Below are 17,724 nucleotides of genomic sequence, written 5' to 3' on the forward strand. Positions count from 1 at the left end.
TACCGATGCTATTTTATTCAATGTGTCTAGTCAGGTATCGTTTCTACGTATCTAGATGATTTTACGATAGCGGCTACAAAGTAAATGATATCAATGTCTTTTTCATCAATAGTTAGTGGTGGGTGCTGTTGGTTTACACTGAGCAATTGGTAGGAACCCTCTCTGTGATAACCTAGTCTTTTGATCATATTTCTACCTGCGGTTGTACGAACAAATACATCATCTCCAGCGCATACAGCAGAGGCGGGCTCGACGACAACGAACTCCCCTGATGTTATTCGAGGAAACATACTATCGCCCTTTACCCTAACGGAAAAAGCTCTTGGGTCCGGACTAAATATTTGCAGATAGCCAGCGAGATTTTCTTGCATGTCAAACTCACCGTCAACTCCCATAACGGCCTCACCGAGCACCGGGACTGACCCTTCCTTTAGCATACCTACGAATTCTATTTCATCCCGCTTAGTCTCCTGTACGGTTGCATCTGAATGCAAAGTAAGTTCGCGTATGCTAAGTATCTCCATGATTTTAGCTATATCTTCGATACAGGGCTCTCTTCTTCCATTAAGCCAGTGAGCGATTGCTCCCTGAGTTTTTCCCAGCATCTCTCCCAATCTTTCCTGAGAAAGACCCTTTTCTTTCATTTTGGCTTTAGCCAAGACATTCCACGTTCGCTTCATGTTATTAGTATTACACTCAGTAATTTTAAATGAAGGGACAATATGTAATATCCGTTTGCGATTTAAAATTACGTAATGTATTTTTGTGGTGTTCTGATCTCTCGAATCACAGGATGTTTACGATGAACAACATAAAAAGCCTTAGAAAACAATCAGGAATGTCCCAATTAGAGCTTGCCAAGGCTTTAGGACTGTCTCAAGGCGCTATTGCGCACTATGAAAAAGGTATACGCAGACTTAATGTAGATAATGCAAAAAGAATTTTAGCTGAGTTTAATAGTAGGGGCACGTACTGCACTTTTGAGGATGTATTTGCTTCTGGTGCACGTAATCCCCTTCACCAATCCCCCTCAGCCTTCTCCACCCCCAAGGCCAAATAACCCATGCCTATACGGTATTCAACAGGGCTGCACGCCAGAGACGCCAAACCAAAGCCTGCGGTATGTGAAAACTTCTCGCGTTTTAGTGACACCCTGGAAGATCTTCGCAAGGCCATCGGCATCTCGCAGGAAGACACCCGGGCGCAGATGTACGCCAAAAAAGCACACCTGCCCTATATCTGGCATTCGATGAAGGATGTTGCTGTTGGTCGTTATGCGCTCAATGCTGGTGATCGCGATGTGCTGTTCCTTGATATGGACGGCTGCGATGAAGAAGCATGGCGGGCGTTGCGCGACGCACTGGCCTGCTTCTCATGCTTCACGTACTCAACACCCAGCCATCTGCACCCGACGGTTAATGGCGAACAGCGCTGGCGCATTTGCATGGAGCTTGACCGTCCTGTCACACCAGAGGAGTACAAAATCCTTGGCCCGGCGGTAGAAAACTGGCTGATGGACTGTATCAATCTGCTGGATGACTACCCTGTCCGCTGGGACCGTTCCGTCTATAACCCTGACCATATGCTCTACGGACCCGACGAGAACGCAATATTCGAACGTTTCAGCGGCGCGCCTGTTACCGTCGATATCCTGCTGGCAAGGGCGGGTGATTTACCGATCCGCCCCGTATCCGACCACTCTGGCGATGACTTATCGCGTCTCGTCGATCTGAATAACGTTACCCAACAGACCGTTGACGACCTGCGTTCGGCAATGTGGCATCCCTCTGTGCTGGCCGATGCACAACCCAAATGTGGCAGACATAACGCCTGGGCGTCAATGGGCTGTCGTCTCGCGTGGTTTATCGGGACCGAATTTGAAAACCAGGCCAGAGAGCTGTGGCTGGAATGGTCTGTTGCGGGTGGCGGCAGTGCTGCTGATATTACGGAGGCTGAACGCCGCTGGGATGAGGGGAAGCTTGTTGCGGATCGCACGGGCTATCAGGCCATCTTTACCCGTGCACAGAAAGAAGGCTGGATAAATCCCGGTGCAGAGCGTATGCGCTTATCCTCTGCCGCCAGCGTGGATGATTTTGAAGACCTGACCAGTACCGAAGTTGCAGAACCTGCGCCGTTGCCTCCTTTCAGAAGAGACAATAAAGGAGCCATAGAAGCCATTATCGACAACGTAGCGTTAGCGCTTTTGCGTCCTACTTTTACGGGGGTAGAAATTCGTTACGATATTTTCCGCGATGCAATTATGTTGGCCCCAAAAGGAACCAACGGCTGGCGTGCATTCGGCGATGAAGATTATAGCGAACTCCGCGTTATCCTTTCCCGGCGTAGCTTCAAAGAGGTCAATAAAGATCTAATGCGCGATGCTGTTTTTATGGTTGCTAAAAGACAGCCTTTCGATTCTGCTACCACATGGCTCAACGGGCTGGAGTGGGACGGTGTGCCACGTATTGAATATTTCTACCATACGCACTTCGGTACCGCCGACACGCCATACACACGCGCGGTGTCCATGTACATGTGGACGGCGCTGGCGGGCAGGGTGCTGGAGCCGGGCATCAAAGCCGATATGGTGCCTATCCTGGTTGGCGCTCAGGGGCTGCGTAAATCAGCTGGGATTGCAGCTCTCTCACCAGATCCTGAATTTTTTGCTGACATATCTTTTGCTGATAAGGACGACGATCTTGCACGCAAGATGCGCGGATGCCTAGTAGCAGAAATAAGCGAATTGCGCGGACTCAACACCAAAGATCTCGAGTCAATCAAAGCCTGGGTGACACGTACCCACGATAAATGGGTTCCAAAATTTCGCGAATTTACAACTACCTTTGCGCGCCGAGGGATCCACCTTGGGTCATCTAATGAGGACGAGTTCCTTGCTGACAAGACCGGGAACCGTCGCTGGTTGCCTGTGGACGTCGTCGAAATGGTTGATACCGATGCCATAGCGCGAAACAGAGAACTACTGTGGGCGGAGGCACGAGAGACGTTTAAGCACCTTGGTGGCATCCAGTTCCGCGAAGCTGAACGCCTCGGCGCGAGTGTCCATGAGCAGTACACTATTAAGGATGCCTGGTTGGAGACGGTAGAGAAATGGCTCGACACGCCCGACCTGATGACTAATAACATTCCGCGAAATTGCGAATTTTTACGCGCTAGCGATGTTCTACGGGATGCGATTGGGTTAAATCCCAGCCATATCGGAAAGCGCGAAGAAATGCGAATTAGTAATGTTTTGCAAAATTGCGGTTATAAGCGCGTTCAGCGTCGTATCGACGGGAAAATGACGCGGGTATTTGAGGCGTTGTACCAACCCGTACCAACCTCAAAATAGAGGTTGGTACATCTTAATTCATTGATTTTAGAGGCCTGTACCAACTGTACCAACTGTACCAACCTATTACTTCTTATGTGTGTGTGATCATATAACTCCGTTTTACCAGTTTATATAAAACAGGTGGGTACGGTGGGTACGGTGGGTACAGGCTGGTACAGGGCGAATTAGTAATTTTTTGCATGTTGGTACGTACCGCAAACTTAACGGCAACAAACACGAAGGGGGGCGAAAATGCAGTTTGTGAATTGCGTGCACGGGAACCAGTGCGTTTTGCCCCCCTGTACTCTCGCGCATGCGCGCGTTTTGTCCTGAGGAGTTCGCACGATGCAAATCGACTGGTTTAACGTCATCATCGATATCGAACGCGCGGGGATGACGCAGCAACAGATAGCGCAAACCCTCCACGTATCCAAGTCAGCGCTGTATGGCTGGAAAGCGGGAGCGGTACCGCGCTACGACGATGGGGAGGCGCTCATTCGCTTATGGGTACTGGTCACAAACAGAGCGCCGCAAGAAATCCCTTACACCCGTTTTTTTCAAAGCCGGTACCGCAAGCGCTAACGTGTCAAAAATACCCGGTTCGTTGCATGATCATGGCGAACGGCGATACCCGCCATTTGTTACAAAAATGTTATTTTCAAAAAGCACCCATTCCGGCGCAGTAAACACGATCTTTTGCGCCCTTCACCCTGTTTTATGCTTGAGCGCCATTTCGTCGGTGCGCTTAACAGCCATTATGTTAAATAGCCCCCCGAATCGATTATTTTAGTCGGAAAACCGAACAGGCCTTTACGCATGCTGCAAGCTCCAAATGCCAACGGAGTAAGCAACATGGGTCGACCTAAAAAGCAAATCGAAGTTCCGGGCGAAATCATTACGTCATCGGAGGTGGAGGGTACGGCTAACCCCCCTGAACAACTGAACGCCGCCACCGCTGGCGCAACGGTTATTACTGATGCGGACGCAGATGGTGGAAGCGGTATTGCTACAGACGCTGTCACAGCCCGCAACGCGGCGCTTTCTGGGCTGAACGCCGCCGCCTTTCAAATCATCACTAAATTCGACGCGTATGGCTTTACCGACCTCACGGATCAGCCGTTAACGAACAACCTCGATTTTATCGACCTGGTTAAACAGGCCACCACGCAAACCACCAGTACCGCAGTCACCAACGAGGACGGGCAGCGCAAGCCGCATAAAGCCCCCGTACTGACTGACAAGGGCTGGCACGTTCCCAGCTAAGGAGAATCCGTCATGTGTGGAGGAGGTTCACCCACCGTTGTGCGGTACGACCCAGAAGCGGAAGCCGCCAAAGCAGCAGACGCCGCCGCCAAGGCAGCAAACGCGGATTCAGCCGCACGCCGTAAACGTAAAAAGGGATCATCCCTGCTTGCCACGGGTTCAGAAGGGGCAGCGGATTCCGGCACGTCACTGCTTGCGTCTGGTGCAAGCGGTAAAACCAACTTGGGGGCGTAACGTGGTCAACGAAACAGCCAGCAAAATAATCCGTCGGGCGGATTCACTGAAAGCATTACGCCAGTCCAATGAATCGGCCTGGCGCGAGTGCTTTGATTTCACCTACCCGTTGCGCGGGGCGGGCTTTTCTTCCGATGTACTGGACGCCAGCAGCGCTAAATCCAGGGTGGCGCAGTTGCTGGACGGTACCGCAACGGACAGCACGCGCATTCTTGCCTCGGCGCTTATGTCCGGTATGACGCCCGCTAATGCGCAGTGGATGGATTTAAACAGCGAAAGCCTCACCGACGAGCAAAAAACGTGGCTATCCACCTGCGCAACGCTGGTATGGGAAAACATTCACGCGGCCAATTTTGACGCGGAAGCCTACGAAGCCTGTTTGGATGTGGTTATTGCTGGCTGGTTCGCACTTTACATCGATGAGGACAAGGAGCAGGGCGGCTTTACCTTCCAGCAGTGGCCGCTATCGCAGTGCTATGTCTCATCGTCTCGTCGTGATGGCATTGTTGACACCCTGTATCGCTGCTACCCGTTAACCGCAGAGCAGGCGGTAAAAGAATTTGGCGACAAAAACGTGAGCGACAAAATCCGCGACGAGGCCAAGAAAAAACCTGACGCGAAATTCGATTTTATTCATGCCATTTTTCCGCGTGATACCTATGTGGCCAATGCCCGTCTCGCAAAAAACATGCGCTTTGCGTCGTATCACATCGACGTCCAGGGCAAGTGCACCGCGCGCGAGTCTGGCTATCATGAATTTCCCGTTGCCGTTCCTCGCTGGATGAAGATCCCCGCCAGCGCCTACGGTGTCGGCCCCGTTTATGACGCGTTGCCCGACTGCAAAGAGCTAAACGAAATTAAGCGCATGGAGAAAGCCGCCGCTGACCTGGCGATTTCCGGCATGTGGATCGTGGAAGACGACGGTGTAATAAACCCGCGCACCGTCAAGGTGGGGCCACGCCGCATTATCGTCGCCAACAGCGTGAACAGTATGAAGCCGCTGTTAACCGGTGCCGATTTCAACGTTGCGTTTACGTCCGAAGAAAAACTACGGGCGCAAATCCGCAAGATTCTGATGGCCGACCAGCTACAGCCGCAAGACGGCCCCGCCATGACCGCCACCGAGGTGCATGTGCGCGTGGCTCTGATCCGTCAATTGCTCGGACCCGTGTACGGACGCTTTCAGGCTGAATACCTGCAAATACTGGTTCAGCGTTGTTTCGGCATTGCGTACCGCGCTGGCATCTTCCCCGCCGCGCCTGAGGGGATGGACTCCGCCAATTTTAACGTGCATTACATTTCCCCGCTGGCGCGCGCGCAGAAGCTGGAGGACGTGACCGCCATTGAGCGTGCCGGGGCCAACATTGCGCAACTGGCACAGATTGATCCCGACGTTACCGACCTGCTGGATACCGACTCAGCGGCTCGCGTGGTGTCCGAAGCGCTGGGCGTTCCCGCCAAGGTGATTCGCAGCGCCGACGATGTGGCCCGTTTACGTGAACAGCGCAGACCGGCACAGCAGCAGGCAGCACAACAGCAAATGCTGATGCAGGCAGGGCAGGAAGCGGCAACCTCGGCAGGTAAAGAAGCCGGTTCCGCATTGGTTCAGCAGATGGTAGGGGGAGCACGATGATCTTAAAGGATGCTCGAGCAGAGGATTACAAGCGCGTTTTTGAAGAAACGCCGGGCGGACAGCAAGTGCTGGATGAGTTAACGCGGCGTTTTGGTGGTGCCGTGTACGTCAAGGGGGGCCCTGAAGGTGAACGCCAGACATGTTTTAACGCCGGGCGACGTGATGTGCTCGATTTTATTTTACGCAGGCTTAACGAAGCAGACGAAGAGATGGAGTAAGCAACAATGTGGAAGCTTAAATTCCCGTTCATGAATCAGGCTGGCGAGGGCGAAGGCTCAGGGGGGAGTGATGGTGGTAACGACGGCGGTGGTAATGCGGGTGGCGAAGGTGGCGGCGCTTTGCTCAATACTGGCGCAGCACAGCAACCGGGCGCGACAGATTGGCTACCGGAAAAATACCGCGTTGTGGGCGAAGACGGTACCCTCAATATTGAAAGCTCTGCCCGCAAACTGGCGGATGCGCATACGCATTTGGAAAAGCGCCTTGGCAGCGGGGACGCGCCGCCAAAAACGGCGGATGAGTATGCACCTAAGGTAGATGCCGAGGGCTTCAATTGGGATGAGTTTAAAGCCGATCCCCAAATGCAGGGCTTCTTAACATCCGCCCACGCCAAGGGGCTAACCAATGACCAGTTAAGCTTTGTGCTCGGTGAGTACATGCAGCGTGTGCCGGAACTGGTGGGCGGTGCCGCACAACGGGATCAGGAAGCCGCCCGCACAGCATTGCGCGAGGTGTGGAAAACCGACGCGGAATTTAACAAAAATATCGGGCTGGCATACCGGGCGTTTAATTCTCTGGCTGATGAGGCCGACAAAGGCCGCATTGACGAGATCGGCAATAACCCGATGGTCATTCGCATGCTGGCAAGAATCGGCGGAGAAATGCAGGAAGATTCCCCCGCTGGCAGTGATATCAATCTGGAAGAGCAACAGACCATTCGTGATTTGATGAAGTCGGATGCCTATATGGATCCGAAACACGCCGATCATGAAAAAGTCTCTGCGCGTGTCCAGGCGTACTACGCGAAAACCTACGGCAACACACCCGTAGCGTAATACTGTGACATGTCACAACAAGCCAGCCTGAGCGCTGGCTTTTTTTATTTGGTCGGGAAACCGAACGCGCACCTTGCGCACAATCACTCTACCAGCCCGGCGTGGTAGCCGGATACCTGATTTCCCGCCGTCTGTAAGCGCCAAGCAGTCGGTGTATTGGGCCGGGAAACCGACACCCCACAGGCGAAACAGAATTGGAGTGCGCATTATGGCTTTTGATGCCAATAAAAGTATGGTCACCGCCGCCTTTGTAACGCAGTTTCATGATTCTTTTGAGATTGCCTCACAACAAAAAGATTCCCGTCTGCAGGCAGCGGTACAGGATCGCGGGCAGATCACCGGTGCGTCGTTCACCATCAACGACATGGGTACCATCGAAATGAACGCCATTACTACGCGTTTCGGTAACACCGTGTGGGATGTGCCGGAAGCCGGCACCCGTAACGCACTGATGGCGGATTACGGTGTGTTCGTTCCTGTCGAAAAGCGCGACCTGCGCAAGCTGATTGCTGACCCTCAGGGGCCCTATCTGCAATTGACGCTGGCCGCCGCCAACCGCCGCAAGGATACGGTGATTTACCGTGCATTGCTGGATGCGGTACCGCGCAAGACGGAAAACAACGGCGCTTACACCAACGTTGCGCTTCCTGCGTCCCAGAAAATTGTAGCGGGTGGCACGGGCTTGACCAAAGCCAAACTGATAGCCGCCAAAGCGATGTTCCGCCGCAACGAGTGCGACGAGCAGAACGGCGAACAGCTTTACATCGCCTACAACGCCGACATGCTGACGCAAATCCTGAGTGACACCACATTGACCAGCGCCGACTTTATGGCGGTCAAGATGTTGCAGGAAGGGTCTGTGTCTAACCACTGGCTGGGCTTCCAGTGGATCGCTTATGAAGCGCTGGATGCTACCAGGGCCGCAAGCGTGACCACTAAAACCACGGTGGCCTGGGCGAAGTCTGCCGTGCATTTCGGTACCGGTGCGGAATATAACGTCGATATCGGTCCGCGTCGTGACAAGAACAACACCATCCAGATTTCCGTGGATGCGTCTTACGGCGCAGGCCGCGCCAACGAGAAGAAAGTGGTTGCGATTGATTTTGTCGCGTAACGCCGCGTGGGTATTGCCGGGGGTAAAACCCCGGCCGTTTTTGTTAAAGGTACCGCTATGGCTTCCAGTGTTTCCAGTGTTTCTATCTGTTCTAACGCGCTGCTTATCCTCGGTCAGAATCCCATTAATGATTTTAAAGAGGACTCTGACAGCGCACGCCTGTGCGCCAACGTTTATCCCACCGTACGTGAAGATTTATTGCGTAAACACCCCTGGAATTGTGCTGTTAAACGCGTGGTGCTCTCCCCCTCCAGTACCGCCCCTGCTTTTGGCGTTGCGTATCAGTTCCCGCTGCCGGGTGACTTGCTGCGCGTGCTATCCGTGGGTGATGAGTCAGACGATATCCAGTACCGACAGGAAGGGCGGAAAATCCTCGCCAACATCAACACACTGAAACTGCGTTACCTCTTCCGCAACGACGATGAATCAACGTGGGATCCGGCACTGGTGGCGCTGGCAGAAGCGTTTATGGCAGCAAAGATAGCCTATGCGGTAACAGCATCCGCCAGCCTGCGCGATGCGCTTACGCAGGAAGCCGCCTATCTGCTGCGTCAGGCCAAGGCCATTGACGGACAGGAAGACCCACCAGAAGCGCTTGGCGGTTATCCGTTGCTCACGTCGAGGTTTTAACCATGCGCGCCAACCTGATAAAAACCAATTTTACCGCCGGTGAAATTTCCCCGCGCTTGATGGGGCGCGTGGATATTGTGCGTTATGCCAATGGCGCAAAACAGGTAGAGAATGCCGTGTGCGTGGTTCACGGTGGCGTTAAGCGTCGCCCCGGTACGCGTTTTATTGCGGCCACGAAATACGCCGATAAAAAATCCCGCCTGATCCCTTTCGTGTTTAACCGCGCTCAGGCGTACGAACTGGAATTTGGCGACGGCTACGTGCGCTTTTTCCAGAACGGTGCGCAGGTGGTTAATGATGATTTAACCCCTTACGAAATCAAAAGCCCGTTCACCGAAAGCATGCTGTCCGAAGTGAAATTCGTGCAGAGCGCCGACACCATGTTTTTGGTTCACCAGGACATCCCGCCGCAACGGTTACAGCGACAGGCGCAAACCGATTGGACGCTGGCTGCTGCTGAATTTGTGGTGATGCCATTTGATGAAATCCGCGACACACCGGAAAAATGGTGCAAGCCCTCGGTAAAAGAGTTTGTCGGCACGTCGATAACGCTCACGCTATACGATACCGAAAGCGCCACGTCCTTTACCGGCAGTGGCTGGGTGGCGGCTGATGTCGGGTCGTATGTGCGTATCAATCGCGGGCTGGTGCTAATCCAATCGGTAAACAGTGCGCAGGTGGCCGCCGGTGTTATCCGTGCTGACCTGTCGGCAACACAGTCCGCCTCACCGGGAGCATGGACGCGTGAAGATAGTGTGTGGTCAGAAGCGTTGGGCTATCCGGGTGCCGTGACGTTCTACCAGCAACGGCTGGTGCTGGCGGGATCTCCTGAGTACCCACAAACGGTGTGGTTCAGTGAAACCGGCGCTTACCTGTCTTTCGAGCTGGGCGATGACGACGACGATGCCATGTCGTTTACGGTTTCCTCTGACCAGCTAAACCCTATCGTGCATTTAGCGCAGATGAACACGCTTATTGCGCTGACCTACGGTGGCGAGTTTACGTTAACCGGCGGCTCGGATGCCGCCATCACACCGACCAATATATCCGTAAAAAATCCCAGCCCCTACGGTTGCAATACTATTCGCCCGGTGCGCGTTGGTACCGAAATCCTTTTTATCCAGCGCGCAGGGCGCAAACTGTTTGCGGTCGCTTATGACCCCGACAGCTACGTCGCCTATTCCGTTAATGATCTCTCTGTATTGTCTGAGCACATCACCGGATCGGGCATTGTGGATATGGCCTACCAGCAGCAGCCGGATTCTATCGTCTGGCTGATACGCGCAGACGGAACCCTGTGCTCTATGGTGCTCGATCGTTCGCAGGATGTGATCGCCTGGTCGCGGCATGTCACCGAGGGTGCCTTTGAGTCGGTATCTTCTATCCCCACCGATTCAGGCGATGCGGTATATACCATCGTCAAACGTGAAATTAACGGCGAGACGGTGCGCTACGTTGAATTGCTGGGAGATGAATTGCGCAGCGATGCGACGGTTACCGGCACCCGTGAGGCAGGGGCAAAAGCGTGGGGAGGCTTACATCACCTCGAAGGAAAAACCGTTGATATCGTGGCAGACGGCAACGTCATGCCCGCACAGGTAGTCACCGATGGCGCTGTCACGTTGACCCGTACCGCGAAAAGCGTCGCCATTGGACTGCATTTCAACACCACCATTGAAACACTGACGCAGGAAATTTCTACCAGCGAAGGCACCGTACAGAACGCCAAGAAACGCACCAGCGAAGTCACCATGCGTTTTCTCGACACCACCGGCGCCACCTGCAACGGGCAAACCCTCCCTTTTCGTCGCTTTGGCCCGAAAATTCTCAACCAGCCGGCACCGCTTTTCACGGGCGATCACTCGTGGGGAAAACTCGGTTGGGAGAAAGGCGAAGACACATTACGCATTCAGCAATTGCAGCCGCTGCCGTTCCATCTGCTGGCTGTGATGACCACTTTCACCAGTAATGGGGGTTAACCATGATCCGACCCGCAACAAAAGAGGATATTCCGGCGCTGGTGCTGCTGGGTATGCGCATGCACCAGGAATCACGCTACCGGAATTTTTCGTTCAGTGCGGAAAAATGCCGCGCGCTGGCGGAGCAACTTATCGATGCCTGTTTTGGGGTTGTGCTGGTCGCAGAGCACGACGGGCAGATTATCGGCTGGATGGGGGGCGGCATCGCTGAACAGTGGTTCTCCAGCGATCGCATGGCGTTTGAATACGGCGTGTTTATCGATGCAGAACGGCGAGGCGCCCCCGCCGGATACCGACTGGTAAAAGCGTTTATTGCCTGGGCGAAAGAAAACGGCGTGCGCGAAATCCGCATGGGTATCACCACGGGCATTCATGAAGCGCGTACCGGTGAACTGTATCAACGGTTGGGGCTGGTACGCGCTGGCCTGTTGTATTCGATGGAGGTTTAACAATGTGTGATCCGGTTACATTAGCCATTGCCGCTATAGGCTCGTCCGTTCTTGCCGCAGGTGGTGCGCTAGCGAGTGGTATGCAGCAAAAAAGCATGGCTGATTATCAGGCGGCACAAGCAGAGGCCGACGCGGAGGCCGCAAAATCAGCGGCGCGGGTTGAGGCCGAACGCATCCGAAAAGCGGGCGCGGCACAGGCATCACAGGCAAACGCTGGGTATGCGGCCTCAGGCGTTGAAACGGGATCGGGAACCGCATTGCGCATTACGTCGGGGATTGTGGGTGATGCGGAAGAAGACGCCACGATGACCATCCTCAACGGGCAAAATGCCGCTTCACGCTATCGGGCACAAGGACAGGCTGACAGGATTAGCGGCCGCAATGCTGCCACGTCTGGTTATATCAGTGCGGGAAGTTCATTACTGTCATCTGGCGCGAAAGCGTATTCTGGCTGGAAGACCGCGCAAGATAAGCCAGCCACCAAAACCGGCGCATCAACAAACAACCTGTTCGGCAACATGGGGATTCATTAATGCGTATCCCAACGGGTAATTTTGGTAACGCGGCTCCCCCCCCCCAGCCAACGCGCGTCAATGTGAGCGGTACGGGGGCTATCGGGCAAGCGGTGGCGGGGTTGGCGGATGATGTAAAGCAAGAGATTAACGCGGTCGTGCGCGCGCGGGCTGGCGAGTCGATGCTCGATTATCAAATCGGTATAAAGGACTCTCTCGAATCAATCCGACGGCGAGTGGAAGAGGGCACACTGCGTGCTGATGAAGTAGAGAATGCATATCACGACGCGGTAGGAAAGCTGGAAAAGCCGCAATTCTCAGGGCTGGGTATTGCAGAAACACAGGTTGCCGAGGGTGGGCTAAAGCACTACGAATCTGATGGACTCACCACGGCGCAGGGCTACGCGCGTGCCGCACTGAAAATCGAAGCGCGTGATCAGGTTGATAGCGGGCTGGATAAGCTGGGTAAACTGACCAACTACCCCGGTGCAGATATCGAAAAAATCAACGCCATGTCTGCTGCGTATGAGGAACAGGGGCGGCTTGCTTATGGTGCGCAGTGGGCCAAAGTACGCCAAAGCTGGGTTGATCAGAATTGGTTTAATCAGGCGCGACAAAAATTGATGGAGGCCAGAAACAACGGCACCGCGCTATCAGATTTGAGTAATCAGCTTACCTCTGAAAAAGGTTTTTATATTGATAAGCTTGATCCAGACAAGCGCACTGCGTTGCTGAATCAGGCTATGGGCTATCAGTCGCGGTTAGAAGCAAAGGCAACAGCGGCAGAGGCAAAGCGGGAAGCATTAGCGTTACGCGCAGTAAATTCAGTTGCCCCATTGATCTACGCGGGAAAGACAGTCAGTGCTGACTTGCAAGATAAAGTCATGACCGCAACGATAGGCACCAGTGCGGAGGGAGAGGCCAGGGAATTATTAAGTCTTGGCCCACAAATTCAGGAGGTGATCAGCAAAGGCCCGTTGGAATCGACTAACTATGTTAGCCAGCTATCCGCCGAACTGAATAAAAAAGGCGGCACGATTGCTGACTATCGCAGGCTTGAAATGTTGGATAGAGCAGTGCAAGCCAACAATAAGCAGTTAATGGAAACCCCATTGCTGTTCAACCAAAACCGCACGGGGGATGCTATTACGCCCCTTGATATGACTGCCCTAAATCCGACAACTGCCGCAGCGATGAGTGCTATGGAGGGCGCTGATATTACTCAACGGGTTGGCGCGACCATTACCGATCGGTCTGCGACCATTGATGCTGTGCGGAACAATACAGGCGTTAATGTTCCACGCCGATTACTTCTTCCGCAGGAGGCGTCTTATCTGTCAGGGGAGTTGAAGAAGCAATCCGTTGAAGGCCAGGCATCGTTGTTATCCCGCCTCAGGAACGCCGTTAATAGCGATACCGATTATCAGTCAATCATGCAGCAAATCGCCCCTGATAGTCCGGTAACAGCTTATGCTGGCAGCCTTGCTGTTACTGATACCCCGCTTACAGTGGAAAGCGATTACTTTGCCGATGACGTAACCGTTACAGGCCAGCAGGTTGCACAACGTCTGCTGATTGGTAATCAAATTCTTAACCCATCAAAAGAGCAACGAAACGAAGACGGAACGCCTAAAAACTTCCCCATCCCGTCTCAAAAGGAATTCACCACTGCAATTGCCAATACGCTTGATAAGGTATTTGCAAATATGCCCCAAGCGTATCAGCAGGGCGAACAAGCCATTCGTTCTTATTATGTTGCTCGTGCGGCTGAGAAGGGGGTGATAACCGGCGTAATTGACCCAGATATTATTAAGGAGTCGATCAAGGCTGTTATAGGGATCGTGGTTGACATTAACGGGCAAAAAACCATAACCCCGTGGGGAATGTCAGAACTGTCATTCAAAACCGCATCAAAGAAAGCGTTTTCGGATGCTGTAACCAATCAGGGTCTTCCTCCTACCGCGCTTGATAAATTCGAAAGCATGGGCATGCAGTACGTTGGTAAAGATCAGTACCTGATGATTTACGGGAAATCCCCGCTGCTAGACCCATCGGGTAAAAAAGTGATCATTACTCTTAGCGGGGCGGGCCAATGAATATTTTAGATTTTGACGCTCGAGGCATTGAAACAATAAAAAACCAACCTGGAGGGATCCAGATTAAGGATATTGGCCCCGCCTTTGCTGATTGGAACGCTCCGCTTGATTTAATTAACGGTGCCTTTCGTGGGTTAAATAACGTCGATTACACGGTAGAAAAAAACCTCGCTGATGCGTTTAGGCCATTAACAGCAGCGGCAGGTTTGGATAAATCGTGGGATGAACGAATTAAAAACATAGCCAGAATTGGTGAAACCAGTAAACCAGATCCGTTAACGACCAGCACGGTAGGGCAATTATTAGATGGCTTTGGCGAAGTTATAGCGCCCGCAGCGGTGGGATCCGCATTGGGGGGGCCGATTGGGGCTGCTGGCTTAACGGGCGTAGCAACCACGCAAGTTAGATATGATGAGGCGTTAAAGAAGGGGGTCGATGATAACACCGCATTTGGAAAGGCCATATTAGAAGGTGGCGTAAATGCTGTTGGCGTAGTAATCCCCTCCGCCCCTTTTGCAAAAAGCCTCAGTACCCGATTGTTGGCTGGAGCTGCAAGTAATGCCGGTTTGGGTGTCGCTCATCGCGCCGCAACACATGAATTACTGGAGCGGAACGGATATAAAGAAATGGCCCAGCAATATAGAGCCTTTGATAAAACCGCGCTGGCGACCGATGTGATCCTTGGGGCTGCGTTCGGCGGGCTGGCCCACCTTTACGCTCGCCCATCGCCTGAGATTGTAGATGCTGCAATGACCGCTCGTGGCGCTGAGCATTTCAGTGAGTCTACCGCCCCCGGTTTACCTGTTGATATTGCGTCCAGCGTGGTGCATCAAAACGCACTGGATCTCGCCATGCGGCAACTGGACGCAGGAGATAGGGTGGATGTGTCGTCACTTGATGGCGTAAACGACGCAGCATTCCTTCTTCACAACGAATCTACGGTTTCAGCAGAAACAATCCGTTTGCGCGGCCTGGCCGATCAATTACTTCCGCGAGGTGAACGTAAGTCGTTAACGGAAGAGTCTCGCAACCTTGAGTATCAATTGCAGAAAGCAAAGTCTGACCTTAATCAACTAGCTGATACACCACTCACTGGTTCAAGAAGGAACTTAGCAAAAGCCCGCGCTGAACGTGCAGCTACGATCGAAACTCTCAACGCTAAAATTTCTGATTTGGCATCTCGATTGAGAGAAACAAAGGAGCAACTAGCACCACATCAGGATGGTGGGCTTTATTATGAAGCACGCTCCAACCTTTCCAGGCTGGAGCAAGGGATCGTTCCCGCCTATTTGCGTTTGATGCTGCGTGATGAGGCCGGAATAACCGATCGCACACGGGGATCATCCCCAGCAGCAGATATTTCATCGCCACAAGACAGCCGCGCCCCACGCGCTCAAGAGAATACCTCTGGCGCTGGTAGTGGTAAGTATCCCCCATCCGTTGAACGACTAAGAGCACTGGTGCTGGCTAACCCTGAGGCTAACGTTATTTCCGCATTTGATAATGAGGGAACGCCGATTCAGCAAAATGTCACGGAGGTTATGGCTGATATCGACGCCAACCTGCAAACTGCACGCCGTGAATCCACCATGTTTGGTACCGCTGTCTCTTGTTTTTTACGTAGGGGATAACCATGCATCCGAATTGTATTCAGGAAGTAGAGAGCGCCATCGGAAGAAAGCTGACGAAAGCGGAAACCGACGGGATAGATACAACGATAAGCTATCACCTGCGTGAACTTGCAAGAGAAGATCGCCAGCGTTTCAGTTCACTATCCCAGCAAGACAGACTGATGGAGGCGGCACAGCGTGCAATGGTTGCCCATATTCAGCGTGCTGAAAAAATCGCAGAGCGCCGGGCGCTTAATATGGTGGCTCAGGTTAAAAATGTTGAGGCACTAACTGAACGTGCTGCCGTGCTGGGCGGTAAAGCGCCATTTCATAAAGCGCTGTTTGAACGGCTGCGGCAATTGGATGTCCGCGTTCGAGGTGAGCGCGCGGCGGCATTCAGTGAAATAGTTGACACGATCAATGCTGTCGAGCCCAGATTTCTTGGTCTGTTCGATAACCCCGTAGCGACGAAAGCGTTTATCTATGAGGTTTACGGTATCAATACCGGGAATCCGGTAGCAGCAAAAGCCTCAAAAGCATGGAACCAGCAGATTGAAGGGTTGCGCCAGCGGGCTAATTCTGCGGGCATGGATATGGGTAAACTTGATTATGGCTACGTCCCGCAGCCGCATGATCTAGCACGCATGGTTAAGGCGGGCAAAGAAAAGTGGACTGACTTTATTCTGCCTGTTCTTGATCGCTCCCGATATCTGAATGAAGACGGTACCGCGATGGATACCGGGCAGATGCGGGACTTTCTCGGCAAAGCCTATGACACAATCACGACTCAGGGAAATAATAAGCTTGAACCTGGTCAGGTTGCTATGGGCAGCCGGGCATCCAAGGGTGATGAGTCACACCGCCAGATTCATTTTAATGGCGCTGACGGCTATCTAAAATACATGGATACCTATGGGCAGGGTACTGTTTTCGAGGGAATGCAAAGCCATATTTTCGGCATAACAAAAGATATTGCGCTAATTGAGGAAATGGGGCCCAACCCCAGCAGGACGTTTGATCTACTCAGGGATACCGCCACAAATAAGGATGCAATCAATCTACGAAAACACCCTGCGTCATCCCGTGAATTTGGTGCAACGCCAGAAATGGTGTGGGATACGCTAAACGGTTCGTTGAATATGCCTGTCGAGGCTAGATTGGCTGACAGACATCAGGGGGTGAGAAACCTACTGACATCTACCAAGCTGGTGAGGACTTTTTTATCGTCAATTACTGATGTTCCTACGCTAATGCTGGCCTCCGCGTACCATAATCTTCCGATGGGGAAAACACTGGTGAATACGCTAAGGAGTTTCAGCTCTGACTACCGTCAAGATGCTGCGCGTCTTGGTTTGGCGACGGACTCCATTATTAGTGATATGAGCCGCTTTCATGGTGAAAAACTCACGCAGGGGTGGACGGGGAAGTTAGCCTCGGCGACGATGCGCGCTACGTTGCTTGAGGGGTGGACTAACGCAATCCGGCGCGGTTTTTCAGTCACCATGATGTCGAAAATCGCATCAATGAGCCGGAATAACTGGAGTGTGCTGGATCAGGCTGATCGGACATTAATGATGCGTCGTGGTATTACTGAAAGCGATTGGGCTGTATGGCAGCAAGCAACACCTGAAACCTTTAAAGGTCAGCCCATGCTAACACCACGCAGCATTCGCGCCATTAGCGGCGCTGATGATATCGCCAAGAACTCTGCGATTGGTAAGTTGCTAGGGTTTATTAACGATGAATCAGAGTATGCCTCTCTTGGCTCCGATATTATGGCTCGTGCTGCAATGATGCAGGGAACGCAGCGCGGCACTT

The 17,724-nt window shown here is 52.9% G+C and carries 16 protein-coding genes; 15 read left to right on the forward strand and 1 reads right to left on the reverse strand.

Annotated features, from left to right (window positions below; translation table 11 throughout):
* Window positions 1-26: 26 nt before the first annotated feature.
* On the reverse strand, window positions 27-659 hold the full coding sequence (locus ACD630_RS26360) for a S24 family peptidase (RefSeq protein WP_430361155.1): 633 nt from the start codon (window positions 657-659) through the stop codon (window positions 27-29).
* Between the two features lie 143 nt (window positions 660-802).
* Between ACD630_RS26360 and ACD630_RS26365 the strand changes: the two genes are divergently transcribed.
* From ACD630_RS26365 to ACD630_RS26435, 15 genes are all read left to right on the forward strand, one after another.
* Window positions 803-1,060 carry a helix-turn-helix transcriptional regulator gene (locus tag ACD630_RS26365; protein WP_430361156.1) on the forward strand — a complete coding sequence of 86 codons (258 nt, stop codon included), beginning with the start codon at window positions 803-805 and terminating at the stop codon, window positions 1,058-1,060.
* Between the two features lie 3 nt (window positions 1,061-1,063).
* Window positions 1,064-3,349, forward strand: a complete 2,286-nt coding sequence (locus ACD630_RS26370; RefSeq protein WP_430358479.1) for a VapE domain-containing protein — start codon at window positions 1,064-1,066, stop codon at window positions 3,347-3,349.
* Window positions 3,350-3,676: 327 nt separating this feature from the next.
* Window positions 3,677-3,913 (forward strand): hypothetical protein, encoded by a 237-nt coding sequence (locus tag ACD630_RS26375; protein WP_430358478.1) that lies wholly within the window; start codon window positions 3,677-3,679, stop codon window positions 3,911-3,913.
* A gap of 234 nt (window positions 3,914-4,147) precedes the next feature.
* A complete protein-coding gene (locus ACD630_RS26380; protein ID WP_430358477.1) occupies window positions 4,148-4,594 on the forward strand; it encodes a hypothetical protein in 447 nt (148 codons plus the stop codon).
* 235 nt (window positions 4,595-4,829) lie between these two features.
* Entirely contained in the window at window positions 4,830-6,461 is a 1,632-nt protein-coding gene (locus ACD630_RS26385; protein WP_430359926.1) for a portal protein, read from the forward strand.
* Window positions 6,458-6,679 (forward strand): hypothetical protein, encoded by a 222-nt coding sequence (locus ACD630_RS26390; protein ID WP_430358476.1) that lies wholly within the window; start codon window positions 6,458-6,460, stop codon window positions 6,677-6,679. The genes ACD630_RS26385 and ACD630_RS26390 overlap by 4 nt, the downstream gene beginning before the upstream one ends.
* Window positions 6,680-6,685: 6 nt before the next feature.
* Window positions 6,686-7,516 (forward strand): hypothetical protein, encoded by an 831-nt coding sequence (locus ACD630_RS26395; RefSeq protein ID WP_430358475.1) that lies wholly within the window; start codon window positions 6,686-6,688, stop codon window positions 7,514-7,516.
* A 208-nt stretch (window positions 7,517-7,724) separates the two neighbouring features.
* Window positions 7,725-8,630 (forward strand): phage capsid protein, encoded by a 906-nt coding sequence (locus ACD630_RS26400; protein ID WP_430358474.1) that lies wholly within the window; start codon window positions 7,725-7,727, stop codon window positions 8,628-8,630.
* Window positions 8,631-8,687: 57 nt separating this feature from the next.
* Window positions 8,688-9,260: a hypothetical protein gene (locus ACD630_RS26405; RefSeq protein WP_430358473.1), complete on the forward strand. Its 573-nt coding sequence runs from the start codon at window positions 8,688-8,690 to the stop codon at window positions 9,258-9,260.
* Window positions 9,261-9,262: 2 nt separating this feature from the next.
* Window positions 9,263-11,239, forward strand: coding sequence for a hypothetical protein (locus ACD630_RS26410; protein WP_430358472.1), 1,977 nt, complete (start codon window positions 9,263-9,265; stop codon window positions 11,237-11,239).
* 2 nt (window positions 11,240-11,241) lie between these two features.
* Window positions 11,242-11,688, forward strand: a complete 447-nt coding sequence (locus ACD630_RS26415; RefSeq protein ID WP_430358471.1) for an N-acetyltransferase family protein — start codon at window positions 11,242-11,244, stop codon at window positions 11,686-11,688.
* Between the two features lie 2 nt (window positions 11,689-11,690).
* A complete protein-coding gene (locus ACD630_RS26420) occupies window positions 11,691-12,221 on the forward strand; it encodes a hypothetical protein (protein ID WP_430358470.1) in 531 nt (176 codons plus the stop codon).
* Window positions 12,222-12,322: 101 nt separating this feature from the next.
* Entirely contained in the window at window positions 12,323-14,296 is a 1,974-nt protein-coding gene (locus ACD630_RS26425) for a hypothetical protein (protein WP_430358469.1), read from the forward strand.
* On the forward strand, window positions 14,293-15,927 hold the full coding sequence (locus ACD630_RS26430) for a hypothetical protein (RefSeq protein ID WP_430358468.1): 1,635 nt from the start codon (window positions 14,293-14,295) through the stop codon (window positions 15,925-15,927). The genes ACD630_RS26425 and ACD630_RS26430 overlap by 4 nt, the downstream gene beginning before the upstream one ends.
* 2 nt (window positions 15,928-15,929) lie before the next feature.
* A partial coding sequence (locus ACD630_RS26435; RefSeq protein ID WP_430361157.1) for a hypothetical protein occupies window positions 15,930-17,724 on the forward strand: 1,795 nt, incomplete at its 3' end.

Origin of the sequence: Symbiopectobacterium sp. RP, from assembly GCF_050472005.1 — a bacterium.
In the GTDB taxonomy this organism is placed as follows: Bacteria; Pseudomonadota; Gammaproteobacteria; order Enterobacterales; family Enterobacteriaceae; genus Symbiopectobacterium.